A 19022-nucleotide genomic window follows, 5' to 3' on the forward strand; every position below is an offset into this window, starting at 1 on the left:
GTCCTCGTCGCCGTTCGTTCCGCGGGGGCTTTGCACCGACTTCTCGACGTGCTGCCCGTCTTCAATGGTGACGAACGCATCGCCGTCAAGTTCACCCTGGTACCGGGATCTGCGTTCGACGTGGGCGCCCTCGCTGCATTGGAACACTCCGGCGCCCGAACCCTCACCTGGGACGAAGCTCATGGCCGCGAGCACGACCTGATCCTGACCGCCAGCCCGAAGGGACCGCTGCGGGCGTTGTCCGGGCCCCGGGTAGTCCTGCCGCACGGCGCCGGCTTCAACAAAGCGGTCAGCGGCGACGGTTCGCCGCAGCTCCCGTCCGGCCTCGATCCGTATTACCTCCTCGCCCACGGGGAACCCTGGGCCGACCTCCACGCGCTGGCGCACGGCGACCAACTCGCCCGCCTCGCCGAGTACTGTCCTCCGGCCGCCGCTCAGGCGACGGTGGTGGGCGACCCAACCCTGGACCGGCTGCTCGGCTCGCTCTCGCACCGGGAGAGCTACCGTTCGGCCCTCGGCACGGGCAGGCGACGCCTCATCGCCCTCACGTCCACATGGGGGCCTGAATCCCTGCTCGCCCGGCGGCCGGAGTTGCCGGGCGAACTCATCGGCCTGGTCCCCCACGACGCGTACCAGATCGCGTTGATCCTCCATCCCAACGAGTACAGCCGGACGGGCTCGTTCGACCTCTCCCGCCAGCTCGCTCCCGCCCTGGCAGCGGGCCTGGTGCTGGCCGGTCCGTACGAGGAATGGGCCGCCCTTCTGGTCGCGGCCGATGCTGTGGTCACCGACCACGGCTCCACCGCCCTCTACGCGGCCGCTCTGGGCCTCGCGGTCATCGGTGCGTACGACGGCGGGAACGAGCTGATCCCAGGCAGCCCCATGGCGGAGGTGCTCGCGCGGGCGCCCAGGCTTTCCGAGGCCGCCGAGCTGCCGGATGCCCTCCGGGCTGCCGAGACCCACGACGTCAGCGGCCTCGCAAGCGCTGCTTTCGCCCACCAGGGTGAAGCCTTGCCGCGGCTCCGCCGTGAGCTCTATGGGCTGCTGGGACTACGGCCGCCCTCCATTCCGGTGGCGCCAAATCCCCTCCCCCGGCCAGTAGTCGTGCCGCCACGGCCTGCCGCTTTCGCGGTACGGGCCGACGTATCCGGGAACCTGATCACCATCTCGCGGTTCCCCCCGTCCACCTCCGAGGCTGTGCACCATCTGGCGGCCGAGCATCCGCAGGCCGATCAGCGCCACTTGCAAAGCGCGTCGGTGCTGTGGTGCCGAGCCCGATCCCTCTCTCCCGCTCCACACACCAGCGCCTGGACAGCGGCGGGCTGGACTGCCCGCGCCCTGGACGAGGCTCCCGGTTGCCGGACCGCAGCCGCAATCCTCACCCCCGAGCGGTGCCTGATCAGGCACCGCTCGGCGGGACTGCTCAGTATCCGGATCGAGCCGTGCAGGGCCTCCGGGCGCGTCCTGCGCTCCGATCCGGCGGCCGTGGTCTCAGCGGTCCACTCATGGCTGGGCGCCAACGAGCGGTGGACGCCTCCAGTGTCGCTCGTCTGCGACACCGGCCCGTTCAGTGTCCGTATGCACCTGGACCGGGCTGACGAGGAAGACCTCGGTTACGAGCTCTGATCGCCGCTGGGCACTGCACCGGAGCGCGTAGCCAGCAACCGCGCCGCGGTCCGGTGCTGCTCCGCTCCCGTAACCTCACCCAGGTCGTCCGCAAGGGCGGCCAGTTCCTCCAGGACGCGCACTTCATCGGCGGTGGATCCTCGCTGACGGGCATGGTCCAGCGCCGCTCGCACCAGACCGGCCGCTTCTGCTGCCCGGCCTGCACGCCTCAGCGCACAGCCGAGTTCGAATCCGGTCCGCGCCGTCATCCGCTCACGTTCCTGCTCCCGCGCCATGCTGTGGGCCTCGCTCAGGAGGACAACCGCATGTCCGTGCTCGCCCTGGCGCAGCGCCGTGCGACCCAGCAAGTAGGTCTGGAGCAGGACTCCGTACGCGTTGCCGATCTCCACATGTACTCGTCTGGCCTCCTCGAAGTCCGAGGCGGCTCCCGCCCAATCTCCCTTGGCGGACTTCAACAGGCCCCGGAACTCCACTGCCGACGCCTTCAGCTTCCGGTCCCGCGTGGATTCACCCAGAGCCTCGGAAGCGCTCAGCGCCTGCCGCACGTGTGCCTCGGCCTCGTCGTAGCGCTCTTGCTCCCACAGCGGTCTGGCCAGCTGGCACCGCATCCGAACCATCGCCGGCAGGTATTCCAGGCGATCGGCAGCTGCCACTCCGATGCGGAAGGCGTCTGTGACGTCCGCATAGTGCGGGTGGTCGAGGAAGTGGGTCCACAGGGGTTCGCACAGAGCCCACGCGTCCTCGTACTGCTCTGCCTCGAAGGCGAGCCGGACACAGGCAAACAGAGCGAGCCGCTGCGACTCCAGCCACCTCAGAGCCGCCGTCTTGCCGGCGAACTCGATGTCGGGTACGTCCCCGCTCGGTGGACCGGGCAGGTCGGCGAAGGTCATGCGCGGGCCGGCGCTCAGCAGGTCTGCCCGCGCCGACTGGCGCCGGTACCAGCGAATGAGCCGACGGAGTGCCTCTGTACGGTCCGCTCCTTCGGGATCGGCCTGGCGTGCACGGCGGTCGGCATGCCCGCGCAGCAGGTCGTGCATCCGGTATCCCTCGGCCCGGTGCTCGAGGAGGCCGGCCGACTCCAACTCCTCCAGCGCGTCCTCGGCCGACACCAGTCCACCACCGAGGATCGCCGCGGCAGCCGGAGCGGTGACGGCAGGGGCTGGAAACAGCGACAGCAGGCAGTAGAGCCGTGCGGACTCCGGCCCGAGCCCTGTATACGCGGCGTCCCACACCGCCTCCACCATCGGGATGCCCCTCTCGTACAGCTCCGCGCTCAGCTCGGCGACCAGCCGGGACAGGCTGCGCCGACGGTACTTGCGGACCCACTGGCCTGCGACGTGGAGCGCGGCCGGCAGCCCCCCGCAGCCACGGGCCAACGCCGCAACAGCCTCCGGCTCCGCCGACAGCCGGGGATCGTCCACGACGCGCCCGAGCAGCCGGACAGCATCGTCCACCGCCAGGAAGTCGACGGGCACCTCGACCGCCGCAACACCGTGGAGGTCGTACAGCGAACCTTGGCTGTTCACGATGACGAGACTCCCGGCGGACGCCGGAAGGAGTGGTACGGCTTCCGCTCCGTACCGCGCGTTGTCGACGACCACGATGAGCCGCTTGTCCCGGGTACGCGTCCAGTACTGCTTCGAACGGCCCGCGAAGGACCGCTCCAACCACTCCGGCGCGACCCCGAGCCCGCTCAGCAACTCCGAGACGGCGTCCGCCACCTCCACCGCTCCGTCCCGGCGCAGGTCGTCGAGATCTACGTACAGGATCCCGTCTGGATACCTCTCGCTGAGTTGACGGGCCACGTGGAACCCCAGAGCGGTCTTGCCGATCCCGCCGATCCCGGTCAACCCGATGACCAGCGGCCCGGTGTGGCCCGAGTGGCTCTCGGCAGCCCGCGTGATCCGTTCCTGTTCGGCCTGCCGGTTCTCGAAGTGCACGATTGCGGGCGGCAGCTGAAAGGGCACTGGCTGAGCCGGAGGCGTCACCCCGTGCAGGTGCTGATGCAACTCGCCGATACGGCCGGCCTGGACAACCACCTCGGCACGCCCGTCCAGCCTGTTGTACGTCTCCTCAGCCATTCCCCAACGGTACGTTCCACAAGGCGGGATGGGCGGGAGGACCACCGAATCACGACACCTGCCGCAGGCCTCCTTGGCCGGAAACGAGACCGCCGGGACGAGGCCTTCCTCCGGGAAATCCCCAGCACGCCCTGGCCTCGTTCGATTTCGCTACGCCTGGACCTCGACGCTCCTATGGTGGGCACAGACGACGACTCAGGGAGCGTAACCATGGATCCGATCACGGCGGCCGCCCTTGCAGCACTGGCTGGAGGAGTCGGCGGGGAAGCCGGCCGCCATGCGTGGCAAGGACTCACCGCACTCGTCCGGCGCCCCTTCCGGCGCGGGGAGTCCGAAGAGACGCTCCTTGGCGTGAGTTCAAGCCAACTGGAGCTCACCGAGCTGGAAGCTGATCCCACCGACCCGATGCGAGCCCAGGCGCTGGCAACCGCCTTGGGCGTGCGGGCTGCGCTGGACGCCGAGTTCCGAGGCCTTCTCGAAGAATGGTGGCAGCGGGCGCAGGCCATGGACTCAGGCGGCGAGGTCCACAACCACATCAGTGGGGGAACTCAGCGCGAGGTGTTCCAGGGACGGGACTTTTCCAACATCACGTTCAACATTCGTACTGACTAGGGCTACGTATCTCCCTGTTGGGCTTCCGCCGTTGGTACGCCGGCAGCGGAAGGTTCGAGGACGTCATGGGACTGGAACGCTGACCGGTTGACTGCCCACCTCTCCTGCCGGAACGACGCCTCTGGGTCGCCGGCCTCCGGCAGAATCGGGTGGGTGTCGAATCGCATGACGGTCCCGGAGAGGCGTCAGGCATTCTCAAGGCTGATCGGCTGAAGTGCGCTGCTGAGACGTGAGGCTTTCGGCACCGGGGGACCTTCCCGTCCGGGGAAGCGGCCGCGCCGCGCGGACCGCGGTGTTCGTGCAGGGGTGCTGCCGGCACGCCGCACTTGCACATGCCGAAGCACAGCGCGGGGTGGTGAAGGTGCCCGCGCACCAAGAACACCTGCGGGCATGGAGGATCCGTGCACGGAACAGCAGGTCGGCCACGGAGGATGAGCAGGTGACGGAAGGAATCTTTGCCTTCTCGGCACATGACCACCGGTTCGAGGCGTGCCCTTCAGTCTGTGAGCCAGCCGGGGCTGACCATGCCGTATTCGTAGGCGAGGACCACGACTTGGGATCGGTCCCGGGCTCCGATCTTGCTCATGATGCGGCTGACGTGTGTCTTCGCCGTCAGGGGGGAGAGCACCAGGCGGGCAGCGATCTCGTCGTTGGTGCAGCCGGCGGCGACCAACTGCATGACCTCGCGTTCACGGACGGTGAGTCCGTCAAGGCGCGCGTCCGGCTTCGCACGTTTCTGCTCACGGTTGGCGAATTCCGCGATGAGCCGCCGGGTGACCGAGGGGCTGATGAGCGCGTCTCCCCGCACGGCCACCCGCACGGCATGCAGGAGTTCTTCGGGTTCGGTGTCCTTGACCAGGAAGCCCGTCGCTCCGGCGCGCAGGGCCCCGTACACGTAGTCGTCGAGATCGAAGGTGGTCAGCATGATCACTTTCACCGTCGCCAGCTGTTCGTCCGCGGCGATGATGCGCGCGGCCTCGAGTCCGTCCGTGCCGGGCATGCGGATGTCCATCAGCACCACGTCCGGCTGCAGGGCACGGCATGCGGAGACCGCGGCTTGTCCGTCCGCGGCCTCTGCGACGACTTCGAGGTCGTCCTCGTCCTCAAGGATCGAGCGGATCCCTGCGCGGACGAGCCGCTGGTCGTCCGCCAGCACGATCCTGATCATCAATAGCTCCGCTCATCGGCCTTGTCCGGTCTGAATCGGTAGCCGGGCGTGCACGACGAAGGCGCCGTGGGGAGCGTGCTGTGCGGTCAGGGTGCCGCCCAGCGCCCGCGCTCGCTCTGTCATGCCGGCGATGCCGCTGCCACCCGATGCGGTCCGGCTGGGAAAAGGGCCCTGCCCATCGTCTTCGACGACCAGGGTGAGGTGGGTGTCTTCGTAGGAGATCCGGACGGTGACGTGCCGGGCGCCGCTGTGCTTGGCGGCGTTGGTCAGTGACTCCTGCACGATGCGGTAGGCGGCCAGGTCGACTGCGGCAGGCAGCCGGTGTTCGGTTCCGCTCCTTTCGATCCGCACGTCCAGTCCCGCGAGGCCGGCCGAAACAACCAGGTCCTCGATCCTGGCCAGTCCCGGCGTGGGCGCGGTGGGTGCTTCTTCGTCGACCTGGCGCAGCACGCCGAGAGTGGCGCGTAGTTCCCGCAGGCCCTCCTTGCTGCCTTCCTTGATCGCGGCCAGGGCTTCTGCCGCCTGGTCGGGGTCCTTCTTCAGCCGGTGGAGGGCGGCGGATGCCTGCACGTTGATCATGGACATGTTGTGGCCGATCACGTCGTGGAGTTCGCGGGCGATACGCAGCCGCTCCTGGACCGCTCTGAGCTGGGCCTCCTCTTCGGCGTAGGCGACCCGTCCGTGGCGCATGGCGCCCAGGGCGACGACGGCGATCAGCCAGCCGGTGAGCATGAATACGGCCGTGCCGTTGACGTCGCCGCCCGCCAGGGCCCCCGCACCGACGCCGATGACCATGACTGCCGCCATGGCGACGGCCACCTGGATACGTCCCTGGGAGGCGAGCCCGTACAGGACCACGATCGGCACCAGGACCAGCGGGCCATCGACCGTGCTGAGCAGGTAGTAGGCGCCGGTGCCCACCACCGTGCACCAGCCCACCGCCAGCGGGAAGCGGCGCCGGAGCAACAGCACCGCGCACACCGTCAGGGCCAGCAGCCAGGACACGACCAGCGCGTTCGCCGCACGTCCACCGGGGCCCAGCCGCTGCCCCTCGGCCACGCCCACCAGCACCAACACGGCCAGGACCAGCACCATGTCGGCTCGGGGACCGCTGAGCATGCGCAAACGGGTCGGATCAGGGCGGTACACGCCTCCCATTGTGCCGTCAGCGCTGCTTTGAGCAGGGCGTATCCCCGCCATGCGGCCAAGGTGTCTACCGGAGGCGTCCACGCACGGAAGGTACTTGCATCCGCTGGGGTACATCACGGCGGTGCCCTACTGCCGCTGGGGTACGCCCGGTGTCAGCCGCAGGCCGACGCCTGGAGATGGGGCGCACGTGCACGATCGAGGTCATGTTCTCGCCCATCCCTCCCCAGCGGATCAGCGCCGCCCTTGTCGGCGCGCTCGTGGGCACCGCTGCCGGAATTCTGCTGGTCACCGCTGCAGGGACGCTTTCGATCACAGTCAGCGGCCTCTTCGCCGCTCTGGCGATCACGCTGCCGGCACTGGCCGGGGCTGTGGTGGGCGCGGTCGTGACTCCAGGCACCACTCACTCGAAATCGAGGTAGGCATCATGTCTTCCCCCCGCGGCTCGGCCGCGCCTCCGGCCCCGGCCCCGCCGCCCGCCGATTCCGCTCCTGTCGGCCGGTTCGGTGCTCTGGCCGGCTGGGCGCAGCGCCATCGCTGGGCCGCCATCCTGCTCTGGCTGGCCATCGTGGCTGCCATCGCACTGGGCTCGACTGCCGCAGGCTCCGCCTACAAGAACGACTTCACCCTGCCGGGTACCGACTCCCAGGCCGCCACCGATCTGTTCAAGAAGCACGGCAGCGACCAGGCCGGCGACAGCGTCGAGATCGTGTTCAAGGACACCGGCGGCATCGAGAGCGTCCGGGCCACGGTCGAGCCGATGCTGGCCAAGGTGCAGCAGATGGCGGGCGTCGCCGATGTGCGCAGCCCGTTCGCGGATGGTTCCGCGGTGTCCAAGGACGGCACGATCGCCTATGCGTCCGTCACGCTGGACGGCAAGGTCGAGGACGTACCCAAGGAGGACGTCGCCAAGATCATCGACACGGCTCAGAGCATCGCGTCCGACCATCTCCAGGTCGAGGTCGGCGGTGAGGCCGCGCGCAACGCACAGGACAAGGCGGGACCGACCGCAGAACTCGCCGGGATCGTGGCCGCCCTGCTCATTCTCGTCCTGCTCTTCGGCTCACTGCTGGCGGCATCCCTGCCGCTGATCACCGCACTCTTCGCGGTCGGTGGTGCCATCGGCCTGATCGCGCTGGCCTCGCACCTCTTCACCGTCGCCGACTTCACCCCGCCCATCTTGATGCTCGTCGGGCTCGGTGTCGGCGTCGACTACGCCCTGCTGATCTTCTACCGCTACCGGCACGAACTGCGGAGCGGCGTTCAGCCGGACGAGGCCGGGCGGCGCGCCCTGGACTCCGCCGGCCGCACCGTCTTCTTCGCCGGCTGCACCGTCATCGTCGCTCTGCTGGGCCTGATCGCCCTCGGACTCGGCTCGCTGCAAGGAATCGCGCTGGCCGTCGCCGTGACCGTGCTGATCACCATGGCCGCGTCCCTGGTCCTGCTGCCCGCGCTGCTCGCCCTGTTCGCCCGGCGCCTCCAGCGTCACGTGCTCAAACAAGCGGCCAGAGCCACCACGAAGGGCAAGACCGAAGGCAGTCGCTGGCGTGCGATGGCGCGCGCCGTTCAGCGCCGCCCGGTCCCCACCCTCCTGGTCGGTGTCATCGCCCTGCTGGCCCTGTCGGCTCCGGCACTGAGCATGCGCCTGGGCTTCGCCGACTCCGGCAACGACTCCAAGAAAACCACCTCACGGCATGCGTACGAACTTCTCGCCGAGGGCTTCGGGCCCGGTTTCAACGGCCCGCTGATCGTGCTGGTCAAGGGCAACGCCGATGCCGGGAAGACCGTCCAGGCCGCACTGGCCGAAACCGCCGGCGTCGCCGCGGTCAGCCCGCCCATGCCCTCTGAGGACGGCGCCCTCTCCACCGTGTTCGTCTACCCGACGACCTCCCCGCAGGACGAAGGCACCGTCGCCCTCGTGCACCACCTGCGCGACGACATCACCCCGCCTCTGGAGCAGGACACCGGCGCGGACATCCTCGTCGGCGGCGCCACAGCCGCCTCCCAGGACGTTTCCGAAACCCTCGCCGACCGGCTCCCGCTGTTCGTCGCCGTCGTCGTCGGCGTCTCCTCGCTCCTCCTGCTGCTGGTCTTCCGATCCATCTGGATCCCCGTCAAAGCAGCCATCTTGAACCTGCTGTCGATCTCCGCCGCCCTGGGCGTGATCACCCTGGTCTTCCAGCACGGCTGGTTCGGCGCGCAGCCAGGCCCGATCGAGGCATTCATCCCCGCGCTGATCTTCGCGATCGTCTTCGGACTCTCCATGGACTACGAGGTCTTCCTCATCTCACGCATCCACGAGGAATGGATTCGTACGAAGGACTCTTCGCACGCGGTGCGGGAGGGGCTGGCCTCCACCGGCAAGGTGATCACAGCTGCCGCGGCCATCATGATCGTGGTCTTCGCCGCGTTCGTACTCAGCACGGACCGCATGCTCCAGCAATTCGGGCTCGGTCTCGCCGTCGCGATCCTCCTGGACGCCGTGGTCATCCGCTGCCTCATCGTCCCGGCCGTCATGCAGATGCTCGGTACATGGGCCTGGTGGCTGCCCGCGCCACTCGCCCGCAGGCTACCCAAGGTCTCGATCGAACGCCCGGAACACAACTGACCCACCCAGCAGTACTGTTCCATGCCTGAGGCGGCCGCAGCTTGAGGCAAGACCCGGGCGAGTTCCGTGCACTGCTCCAGCGTGGACTCGTCCACGAGCGGCAGCCACATCACCAGCGGCCCGATGGGTCGATGTTCTGCGCCATCCGGTCGGGGTTGACCGACTTGGGGATGGTGACGACGGCGCGCTGGATCAGCCAGCGGAGCACGACCTGCGCCACGGACTTGCCGTGGGCCTTGCCGATCTCGCTGAGGACGGGTGGGTGAACAGGTTGTTCTTGCCTTCGGCGAAGCCGCCCCACGCCTGGTGCTGGACGCCGTGCTCGCGCATGAGGTCGTGGTCGGCGGTGCACTGGAAGAACGGGTGGGTCTCGATCTGGTTGACCGCCGGGGCGATCTCGTTGTTGCAGATCAGGTCCAGGAGCCGGTCGGGGTAGAAGTTGGCGACGCCGATCGCCTGGACCAGGCCCTATCGCGGTTGACGGCCTCCATGGCGCGCCACTGGCCGTAGACATCGCCGAAGGGGTGGTGCATCAGGTACAGGTCGAGGTGGTCCAGGCCCAGCTTGGTCAGGGACGTCTCGAAGGCGCGGCGCGCGTCGTCCTGCGCGGGGGCGTCCTGGACCCACAGCTTGGTCGTGACGAACAGTTCCCCGCGCGGAATGCCGCTGTTCTTGGTGGCACGGCCGACGGCCTCTTCGTTGCCGTAGGCGGCGGCTGTGTCGAGCAGCCGGTAGCCGGCCGCGAGCGCGTCGGAGACGGCCTGCTCGGTCTGTCGATGACGAACCCCGCTCGGGGGGCGGGTGGGGATCGGGTTCAGGGGGTGGTCAGATCCGGCTGTGGTACGGCGGGGTCCGTCCGGGTGAGGGCAGACGCAAGCGTGGCGAGGCTCAGCCATCCCCGGAGGCGCACACCATCCGGGAACGACCATTCGACGGGCTGTCAGGCGTGGTTGACCGGGAGGACGTCCGGGGAGAGGGCGCCGGCGTGGGCCGCGGCAGAGGTCATGCGCTTGCGGTGGTGGAGGCGGCACAGGACTTCGTAGCCGATCTTCTCCGCCGGGCGGTTCACGTCACCGACGACCACCTGGGCGCCTTCGACGACCATCTCGCCGCCCACCGTGCGGGCGTTGTGGGTGGCGCGGGCGCCGCACCAGCACAGGTCCTCGACCTGGAGCTGCTCCAGGCGGTCAGCCAGCTCGATCAGGCGCTGGGAGCCGGGGAAAAGCTTGGTGCGGAAGTCCGTCGTGATGCCGAAGGCGAAGACGTCCAGGCCGAGGTCGTCGACGATGCGGGCCAGTTGGTCGATCTGCTCGGGGGCCAGGAACTGGGCCTCGTCCACGATCACGTAGTCCGCCTTGCCGCCCGCCGAGAGCTGGGCGACCAGATACGCGTAGAGGTCCATGCCCTCCGGCGCCTCCACCGCCTCCGTCACCAGGCCCAGGCGGGACGAGAGCTTGCCCTCGCCCGCGCGGTCGTCACGGGTGAAGATCACGCCCTGCAGGCCCCGCGCGTCGCGGTTGTGGGCGATCTGGAGCGCCAGTGTCCTTTTGCTCGGCCATCCACCATGTCCGGGTCCGCCATCCCCTGCCGGCGGGACCACATCCAGCACTCCGCGACCACGTAGTCGACCTTGCCGTGCCTGCGACAGACACTCCACCACACATGCGTAGAGGTCCAGCGCCGGGTTTGCCTCCAGACTCACGGAGACGAAGGGGAGGCCTCTTTGCGGAGGGGGTCCGGGACCGGGTCGCCGGAGAGGCGGACCGTGCTGAGGATGCGCATGACCAGGTCGTCGCGGACGGCCCCCTGGACGCCCGACCGGCCGTAGAAGTCCCAGGCGACGAAGTCGCCCTTGGAATTCTTGAAGCCGAAGGCGATCGCCCAGCCGTCCCCCGCGCACTTGTGGTCCTTCTTGGCGCCCTCGGTGCGGGCCTTCACGTAACTCCCCTTGACCCCGGCCTTGGTTGTGTAGGCCACCGGCTTGTCCCACTTGACGACCTCCTTGTCCGGGGATGCGAACGCGGAGTATGCCCAGGCCGTCGCCGTCTTCTCGGCGACCTCGTCGGTCGTCTTTGCGCCGTCGGCGCCCTTGGTACCGGTGGACGCGAGCGCGATGTCGTTGACGTAGCCGTCGCCGTTGGCATCCAGACTGCACCACTTCTTCTTGAAGAAGGCGGGCGCGGTATGCCCGATCACCGGCTTGTCGGGGTCCTTGTCGTCCGAGAAGCCGCTGAATATCTGCGGCCCCAGGACCTCCCAGTCCGGCGGTACGTCGAAGGCGGTGCCGTGCGCCGGATTCACCACGACCTTCCAGCCCTTGACCGTCGACTTCACGGTGCCCGGGGCGCCCGAGGACACGGAGCCGGACGGGGCACCGGAGGCGGGTGCAGGGGAAGCCGGCCCCCCGGCGCCGTCCGCCCTGTCGCCGTCCCGGAAGAGGACCGCGGCGGTCACCGCGACGGCCACCCCCGCAGCCACCGTCACCGATATCGCCACGACGGCCTTACGCCGGGACGCGGAACGCGGCGCCGGTCCGGGAGGCGGAGTCGGCGCGCCGGACGGGTACTGCTGGTGCGTACCGGGCATGGCGCCCTGCCAAGGTTGGCCGAATACGCCAGGCCCGTAGGGGCCGGTCTGGACGCCCTGCTGTCCGGGAACCGGCTGCCGGTAAGGGTTTTGCCCCGGGTTCTGCCTGCTCTGGTCCCCATCGGGCGTCTGCTGTCCTGGCCACATGGCGCGCAACAATAGGGCGGTGGCCGCCGCTCGTCACGCTTCGGGAGGCGGGGAGGGCGCGGATCCGGCCACCCTTCCCGCCGGGGTCCCGCGACCTACCTCCCGAAGGACAGCAGGGAGTGGTCCACCTTCTTCGGCTCCGGGCTGCGTACGGACCCGTTGAGCAGGAAGACGCGTCCCTCGACCCAGGCCAGCCGGACGCTGGAGGTGTAGAAGGCGGATTCGGGCCCCTTGGCGATCTTCGGGCTCTGCAGGAATATCTGGGGCCGGCCTCCGCCCGTCGGGATGGCCGCCATCGCCGCGGACAGGCCCTTGTCCGTGTCGACGTAGACGACGACCTTCCCCTCCTCGATGGCCAGCGGGAACATGACGCGGCCGTCGGGGCCCGTGGTGCGCCACTTCACCTGACCGGTGTTGAGGTCGACCGCGATCACCTCGTCGGGCTTGTCGACGTCCAGCGGGTACTTGGCGTCGGGTGTACCGCCCGCGATGTAGAGGGTGTCCGCGTCGGCCACCGCCGCGTTGCAGTCGTGCAGGTCGCCGCTGCCGCTCCCCCAGCCGTTGCACCGCTTGCCGACCCCGAAGGCGGCATTGGTCTGCGAGCGGACCTTGCCGTCGGCGGCGAAGGCCGTGATGTTCCAGGCCTTCTCCTGCGTGTTGTAGGTGCTGACGACGAGCGGGTCCACGGACAGGATCTGGCCGAGGTTCGAGCCCTTCGCGTACTGGTGGCTCCACTTGGCAGCGCCGGTCGCCGGGTCGATCTCCTCGATCACCGACTGCCGGTCGGCCGAGTCCTGGCCGAAGCAGTCGCGTACGAGCATCAGCCTGGCGGCGGCGCCGCCGACCGTCGCGGGGGCGCAGCCGCTGCTCGGTGTACCGAAGAGTTTGTGCCCGTCGGTGACCGAGAAACCGCTCACGACCGCGGCACGCGCCACCGCGACGGTGTCCCCTGAGATGGCCAGCCGCAACTCCAGAGCCTGGTCGAAGACCTTCTCCTTCGGTATCTCCAGCTTCCAGCCCGCCTGGCCCGTGGCGAGGTCGACCTGCTGGAGGTGGGTGCACTGGGAGGTCGCGCTGTCCTTCTCGCGGACCCCGACGACGATCTTCCCGTTCGGGGCGGGACTTTCCGGGACCCCGCACAGCGGCGTGGCGAGGGGAAGCCTCCACTTCTCGTTGCCGTCGGTCGCGGTGTAGGCGGTGACCTCCTTGTACATCGCCTTGATCACGGCGTCCCCCACGCGCCAGGGGCCGTGCTGCGAGGCACCAGAGCCGCCCAGTTCGGTCCGGTTCGACACCAGCCAGACCCGGCCCTCGCCCGGCTGAATCCCGGCGTTGGGGTCGAAGACGAACGGGGGGCCGCCGGGGCCCTGGCCGTCTCCCTGGTCCACGGACGCGGACGCGGCGGGGGCGGCGGTGTCGCCGTCCCCGGCGTCGCCGGAGCCGTCGCGCAGGTGGATGTACGAGCCTCCGCCGAGGGCGAGCAGGGCCGCGGCCAGGGCCGCCACCAGCACGCCGGTCCTGCCCCGCAGGCCGCGGCGGGGCGGGCGTACGAAGTCCGCTGGCTGAACCGGCGGTTGCGCGTAGGGATTACCCGGCGCGGGCCCCGATCCGGGCTGTGGCGTCCGGTAGACCGAGCCGTAGCCCGGCTGGACTGCCTGCGGTTGCTGATCAGGGCGCGGCAGTTCGTCGAAGTCGCGACGGGTCATGGGGTCAGTGTGGCGGGCGGGACGGCCACACTGGGATACTTTTTTAGACTACTTCCCGTCACCGTGCCCGGTTCCGGCCCTGATTCCCCGGCGCGTGTACCCGCCAGGTGCGGGCGGGCTCACCCAAGTCGACAGCGCCTCCCTCGCGCACGCCGCGTTCGGGCTCACCCTCTCAAGCGTGGTTGACCGGGAGGACGTCCGGGGAAAGGGCACCCGCGTGGGCCGCAGCGCTCGTCATCCGCTTGCGGTGGTGGCGGCGGCACAGGACCTCGTAGCCGATCTCCTCCGCCGGGCGGTTCACGTCACCGACCACGACCTGGGCGCCCTGGACCACCATCTCGCCGCCCACCGTACGGGCGTTGTGGGTGGCCCGGGCGCCGCACCAGCACAGGGCCTCCACCTGGAGCTGCTCCAGACGGTCCGCCAGCTCGATCAGGCGCTGGGAGCCGGGGAAGAGCTTCGTGCGGAAGTCCGTGGTGATGCCGAAGGCGAACACGTCGAGGCCGAGGTCGTCGACGATCCTGGCCAGCTGGTCGATCTGGTCCGGGGCGAGGAACTGCGCCTCGTCCACGATCACGTAGTCCGCCTTGCCGCCCTTCGACAACTGGGCGACCAGGTAGGCGTACAGGTCCATGCCCTCCGGCGCCTCCACCGCCTCCGTCACCAGGCCCAGGCGGGAGGAGAGTTTGCCCTCGCCCGCGCGGTCGTCGCGGGTGAAGATCACGCCCTGCAGGCCCCGCGCATCGCGGTTGTGGGCGATCTGGAGCGCCAGTGTCCTTTTGCTGGACCATCCGCCAACCCATTGAGTCGCGTCCGGGACCGATGGAAGGGGCCGATCCCCGACCGCTCCGAATTGCGCCTCTCCAAAGCAGCCGTGAGAGCCCCGATCCTGGCGAAGGTACAGTCGATTCGATCAACTGCGGCGACCCGAACCACTTCAGCACGCGCACGCTCGTGGAGGAGAACACGAATGGGGTTTGACGAGGAGTGGGCACGACTTCGGGCAGGGGCTGTTCAACGCGCGACGGAAAGAACGGTCGGGACTGCGTTCCCCCAGGCTGCGGCTGATCCGGCCGCGGTGGCGCGGGATGCGATGCTGAAGCGGCTGGCGGACTTCCGCAGCCGGGCGGTCCTGGTGCCGTTGGACGAGCGGGGCGGGCTGTGGACGGCGGAGCTCGGTGGGCTGGACTGGCTCTGCGCCTTCTCGGGCAAGAAGACTCTGGCCCGGTTCGCGGAGGCACGTGGTGAGACTGAGCGGGAGTGGCCGTACCGGCGGATCGTCGGTGCGCGGCTGTTGGATGAGGTGATCCCGGCGCTGGACTTCCCGTGTGGGGTGGCGCTGGATACGGCGGGGCCGGGCGGGGTCGTCTTCCCGCCGGTGCGGGGGTTGGTGCCGAACGGTGCTGCGCTCGACGGGGAGCCGGCATGAGCGGGGACGGGGCAGATCTCTCTGTATCGAAGCAGGCGCTGGGGGAGATCGCGAAGGGGATCACAGACACCCTGGGAGAGCTGAAAGAGCTGGGGATGGTCGGCACGGCCAGTATGGGCCGGGGATTTTCGGATCTGGGACTGTCTGGGATGGAGACCGGGCACGAGGGTCTGACGGCTTCGATGAAGACGTTCTGCGAGCGCTGGGAGTGGGGTGTGCGCTCGCTGGTGCAGCAGGGCAACCAGTTCGCTTTTGACGTGGGTCTGTCTGCGGGTGTCCTGCACGAGCAGGACCAGTACATCCAGGGCAGTTTCAAGGTGCTGACGAACTCCGCGATGGGCAATCCGTACGCGTCGGAGAAGGACGTCATCGGCCAGGACTGGGGCGCGGTCATCTCCGACAATCCGTACACGCAGGTGCGAGACGCCGATTACAGCCGGGAGTCCTTCGATCGGGCCAACGAGAACAGCAGGGAAGCCTGGACGGGCGCGGTGCGGGATGTGAACAGCTCCGACATGCTGCTCGGCAACCAGATCATCAACGCGGCGGGACTGCGGGACGAGGTGGACGGGGCGGTCGACGCCTGGGTCGGTCCGGCGCCGCAGGAGCAACCGCAGTCCGAGGGCGAGCGCTGATGCCGGACTGGGGCGGTCTTCTGGACAGGGGTCTGGAGAAGCTGGATGACGGCTGGGAGTCGACGAAGAAGGTCGTCGGCCAAGGTGTCGACAAGGCCACGGACGGGATCGGCGCGAGTCTGGAGCACGTCGGTGCGGACGACTGGGCGGACAAGGTCGAGGACTGGGGCGACGATTTCGCCTCGAGTCTTGGGGCTTCGGTCAGTGAACAGCAACTGGGTCAGAGCAAGCAGGCCAACGAGCTGGTGCACGGCAAGCCGGCGTCGATTCGGGAGTCGGCCAAGCACCTGAAGGACTTCCAGGGCGCGTTCGACCGGGTCGGCGAAGGCATGCGGGCACTGGACTCGGGCCACTGGAAGGGACAGGCCGCCGAGGCGTTCCGCGCAAAGTTCGCAATGCACCCGACGGACTGGCTGCACGCCGCCGACGCCTGCGAGGCTGCGGCAGGCGCGCTGACCCGGTACGCGGAGACAGTGGAGTGGGCGCAGCAGCAGGCGCAGCAGGCCATCGACCTCTACGAGGCGGCGGTCAAGGCCGCCAAGGACGCCCACGAGGCGTACGCCGCGAAGGTCGACACCTACAGAACAACGGAGAAGGCGGGCAAGGATCCCGGTCCCGTGCCGCAGGAACCGGTCGATGTGGGCAAGGCCGACGGCAAGCGGGCGCACGAGATCCTCAACGAGGCCCGCAGACAGCGCAACGAGGCCGCGCAAACCGCGTCCGAGGTGCTGGCGGTGGCAGTGACGCACGCCCCGAAGGAGCCGTCGGCGACGGACCGGGCGCTGGCCGGGGTCACCGACTCGTACGGCAGCACGGCGGTGGAGCTCAACCACTTCGTCGGCGGCGTGGTCAAGGGGACGGCCGGCCTGCTCGACTTCGCCCGTGGTCTGAACCCGATGGACCCGTACAACCTGACCCACCCTTCCGAGTACCAGCAGAACCTCAACATGACCCTGGCCGGCCTCGTCTCCACGGCAGCGCATCCGGAGCGGATTCCCGGTGCTCTGATCGACGGCTTCAAGGATGACCCGTCCGAGGGCCTGGGCCGCCTCGTGCCCGAACTCATCGGCACCAAGGGCATCGGCAGCGCCCGAGCAGGGGTGCGACTGGCCGAGGCGGTGGCCGTGAAGCCCTCGGCCTGGTCGCACCTAGCGCAGCCGGTCAAGGGCGTCACGGAGCGCGGTTCGATCCACGCCGACTCGGTCAGCCCGAAGCAGGCTCAGAAGTTCATCGACGATCAGTACCCGTGGCTCAAGGACATGAACAACACCGGCGCACCCGGCTATCAGTACAACTGCACGAACAACGTGCCGACTCTCGACAAAAGGCTGGACGGAGTCGAGGTATCAGCCGCACCGAAGACCGGACCGGGTGACATCCCGTACAAGGAGCTCGGGGTGACTCCGGATGCGAAGAAGGTCGTACAGAGCTACGACGACATCATCAAGGACCTGGAACAACGCGGGCCAGATTCTCGCAGCGTCGTCGCCATCTCCCGCCATGGCGGGATGGGCCACGTCTTCAACGCCGTGAACACTCCTCACGGAGTGGTCTTCCTGGATGGCCAAACCGGAACGCTGGCCAGGTTGGAGACATTCAACGTCAGCGAAATCGCTCATGTCCCCTATCGCTAGCACTGTCAGGAACCAGAGATGCTCACGTTGAACGAGGCCGTGGAAGCGGCACGCCCCTACCTTGCACAGGCATTCGCCCACGAGCCCTGGGCAGTCGTCGTACAGCCACAACTGAGCGAGGAACACGACCTGGCCTGGATCATCAGGTACGACACGCAGCAGGGCGTCGACACCCCCGGTGGGGCGGCCGGCCCTCTCACGAGGATGGTCCTGGTCCCCAAGGACGGCTCTCCGGTGCGCTTCCCCCCCTCCCACCTCCCCCTGGACGAGTATTTCGCCTACGTTCGGCACGGCGGCTGGGACACCAGCGGCCTGGCGAGGACAGTGCGTGCCGAGCCGTGGCAGATGGCCCTGCAATGGCTGCTCACCACCTACCGCGGCCTGGTCGAACTGGCGAGCATCGAACCGGTGGCCGAGGATGCCGGCACGTGGCTGTTCGCGTGTCAGGCGATCGAGCAGCCCGGATATCCACGGACCCCGATGCTGGCCGCTTCCGTGGTGGTGCCCAAGGACCTTGGGGTGCCGTTCCATCCGGCGGCCGATGATCCTTGGGGTGATGCTGCGGAATACACGCAGAACCAGGTGGAGCGCGATCCCGAGAGGCAGGCGCTGCGACTCAATTCACGTGGCTGCGTGGTCACGGTGGCCGCTGCGATCGCGGGCCGGCCGTCGTCTCCGCTGCCATGGCAGCCGGCTCACGAGGCACCCGGGTGGTGGCAGCTGCTGCTACGACGCTACTTCCCGACGGCTGAGCAGCTGCGGTGTGCCAACTGGGACGAGGTGATCGCGCAGGCCGAGAAGTCCGGGCCCGGCACGCAGGGCGTGGTGTGGGTGCGGCGGGCAATTCGCGGCACCGAGGTCAGCGGCCACCTCGTATACGCCCACAACAACAACGGAACCGTGGTGTTCCTGGACGGGATGACCGGTGGTCTGGCTCGACTGGACACGGTCGGACTGCGGGAGCTGGTCTTCGCCCGGGTGAAGACCGGGGTTCCCCGGACGGCTGGTGACCTCGCGGCAGCCCGGATCAAGGGCGAGGAGTGGCTCAGGTCCACGTACACGGATCCCGTCGAACTGGTATTGCCCGACGCCGGAGACGAGACGGCCCGCGGGTGGCTGTTCGCCTGCCAGACCACGGCCGCCTTGCGCAGTCAGGACTGGCGCCACGAGATGCTCGATGCCGCCGTGGTGGTGCCGAAGGGGCCCGAGGAGCCGTTCCTTCTGCCCAACTCCGACCCCTGGGGGTTCCTCGACGCCTGGAACCGGGGCGAGGCGGTGGGTCCGACACCCGCCTCCGGGGACGCCGACTGGTTCGCCCCGACGATGGCGAAGCTGGGCCCGGTCCTGGAGATCAGTGAATTCTCGACCATCACTGAGTCCGTACGGGCCCTCGCCGCACTACCGGTCGGCGGACGGGCGCTCGTGTGGGTACGGCGCCAGGACGAACGCGGGCGCGAATCCACCGGGCTGCTCCTCACAGGGCTACACACGCACGCCGGACATGTGGGCCTCATCGACGGATCGGCGGAAGAGCTGCAGAGTCTGGACACGTTCGGGGAGTCCGGGGTGCGTGTGATCCGCTACCGCTGACGGAAAAGAGAACGCCCCGTCCTCGCCAAGCCGGGACCCGGGGACGGAGCCGCA

General features: G+C 68.8%; 15 protein-coding genes and 1 pseudogene. 8 read left to right on the forward strand and 8 right to left on the reverse strand.

Annotation, left to right across the window (positions count from 1 at the left end; translation table 11 throughout):
- A partial coding sequence (locus tag MTF69_RS07030; RefSeq protein ID WP_243331661.1) for a translation initiation factor 2 occupies window positions 1-1626 on the forward strand: 1626 nt, incomplete at its 5' end.
- Here the strand turns inward: MTF69_RS07030 and MTF69_RS07035 are convergent.
- Window positions 1614-3707 (reverse strand): hypothetical protein, encoded by a 2094-nt coding sequence (locus tag MTF69_RS07035; RefSeq protein WP_243331662.1) that lies wholly within the window; start codon window positions 3705-3707, stop codon window positions 1614-1616. The two genes, MTF69_RS07030 and MTF69_RS07035, sit on opposite strands and share 13 nt — an antisense overlap.
- A 210-nt stretch (window positions 3708-3917) precedes the next feature.
- Between MTF69_RS07035 and MTF69_RS07040 the strand changes: the two genes are divergently transcribed.
- Window positions 3918-4319, forward strand: coding sequence for a hypothetical protein (locus tag MTF69_RS07040; RefSeq protein WP_243331663.1), 402 nt, complete (start codon window positions 3918-3920; stop codon window positions 4317-4319).
- A gap of 496 nt (window positions 4320-4815) precedes the next feature.
- Here the strand turns inward: MTF69_RS07040 and MTF69_RS07045 are convergent, their stop codons facing one another.
- Together MTF69_RS07045 and MTF69_RS07050 are read right to left on the reverse strand one after the other, a co-directional pair.
- Window positions 4816-5487 (reverse strand): response regulator transcription factor, encoded by a 672-nt coding sequence (locus tag MTF69_RS07045; RefSeq protein WP_243331665.1) that lies wholly within the window; start codon window positions 5485-5487, stop codon window positions 4816-4818.
- A gap of 12 nt (window positions 5488-5499) precedes the next feature.
- Window positions 5500-6606, reverse strand: coding sequence for a sensor histidine kinase (locus MTF69_RS07050; RefSeq protein WP_243331666.1), 1107 nt, complete (start codon window positions 6604-6606; stop codon window positions 5500-5502).
- 233 nt (window positions 6607-6839) lie between these two features.
- Here MTF69_RS07050 and MTF69_RS07055 point away from each other — a divergent pair, with 233 nt between their 5' ends.
- Together MTF69_RS07055 and MTF69_RS07060 are read left to right on the forward strand one after the other, a co-directional pair.
- Entirely contained in the window at window positions 6840-7055 is a 216-nt protein-coding gene (locus tag MTF69_RS07055; RefSeq protein ID WP_243331668.1) for a hypothetical protein, read from the forward strand.
- 5 nt (window positions 7056-7060) lie between these two features.
- Window positions 7061-9241, forward strand: coding sequence for an MMPL family transporter (locus MTF69_RS07060; RefSeq protein WP_243331670.1), 2181 nt, complete (start codon window positions 7061-7063; stop codon window positions 9239-9241).
- Window positions 9242-9368: 127 nt separating this feature from the next.
- On the opposite strand, the pseudogene MTF69_RS07065 reads toward MTF69_RS07060, so the two are convergent.
- The 5 genes and pseudogenes from MTF69_RS07065 to MTF69_RS07085 form a co-directional block, all read right to left on the reverse strand.
- A pseudogene (locus MTF69_RS07065) lies at window positions 9369-10014 on the reverse strand (aldo/keto reductase); the annotation flags it as partial.
- 167 nt (window positions 10015-10181) lie between these two features.
- Window positions 10182-10841 carry a thymidine kinase gene (locus tag MTF69_RS07070; protein WP_243331920.1) on the reverse strand — a complete coding sequence of 220 codons (660 nt, stop codon included), beginning with the start codon at window positions 10839-10841 and terminating at the stop codon, window positions 10182-10184.
- Between the two features lie 98 nt (window positions 10842-10939).
- The gene (locus MTF69_RS07075) at window positions 10940-11737 is read right to left on the reverse strand and encodes a hypothetical protein (protein WP_243331671.1); all 798 of its coding nucleotides are present in this window, start codon (window positions 11735-11737) and stop codon (window positions 10940-10942) included.
- Window positions 11738-12069: 332 nt separating this feature from the next.
- Entirely contained in the window at window positions 12070-13680 is a 1611-nt protein-coding gene (locus MTF69_RS07080; protein ID WP_243331674.1) for a PQQ-binding-like beta-propeller repeat protein, read from the reverse strand.
- Window positions 13681-13852: 172 nt separating this feature from the next.
- Window positions 13853-14452 carry a thymidine kinase gene (locus tag MTF69_RS07085; RefSeq protein WP_243331921.1) on the reverse strand — a complete coding sequence of 200 codons (600 nt, stop codon included), beginning with the start codon at window positions 14450-14452 and terminating at the stop codon, window positions 13853-13855.
- Between the two features lie 198 nt (window positions 14453-14650).
- Here MTF69_RS07085 and MTF69_RS42775 point away from each other — a divergent pair, with 198 nt between their 5' ends.
- Genes MTF69_RS42775 through MTF69_RS07105 form a run of 4 tightly spaced genes read left to right on the forward strand, consistent with a single transcriptional unit; the run spans window position 14651 to window position 18968 of the window.
- Entirely contained in the window at window positions 14651-15109 is a 459-nt protein-coding gene (locus MTF69_RS42775) for a hypothetical protein (protein ID WP_279345465.1), read from the forward strand.
- Window positions 15106-15744: a hypothetical protein gene (locus MTF69_RS07095; protein ID WP_243331675.1), complete on the forward strand. Its 639-nt coding sequence runs from the start codon at window positions 15106-15108 to the stop codon at window positions 15742-15744. Before MTF69_RS42775 ends, MTF69_RS07095 begins: the two co-directional genes overlap by 4 nt.
- Complete coding sequence (locus tag MTF69_RS07100; protein WP_243331676.1) at window positions 15744-17378, forward strand: putative T7SS-secreted protein; 1635 nt, start codon at window positions 15744-15746, stop codon at window positions 17376-17378. Before MTF69_RS07095 ends, MTF69_RS07100 begins: the two co-directional genes overlap by 1 nt.
- 18 nt (window positions 17379-17396) lie before the next feature.
- Window positions 17397-18968, forward strand: coding sequence for a YrhB domain-containing protein (locus MTF69_RS07105; RefSeq protein ID WP_243331679.1), 1572 nt, complete (start codon window positions 17397-17399; stop codon window positions 18966-18968).
- The last annotated feature ends 54 nt before the right edge of the window (window positions 18969-19022 follow it).

The sequence above is a fragment of the Streptomyces sp. AP-93 genome, assembly GCF_022808175.1.
Taxonomy (GTDB): Bacteria; Actinomycetota; Actinomycetes; order Streptomycetales; family Streptomycetaceae; genus Streptomyces.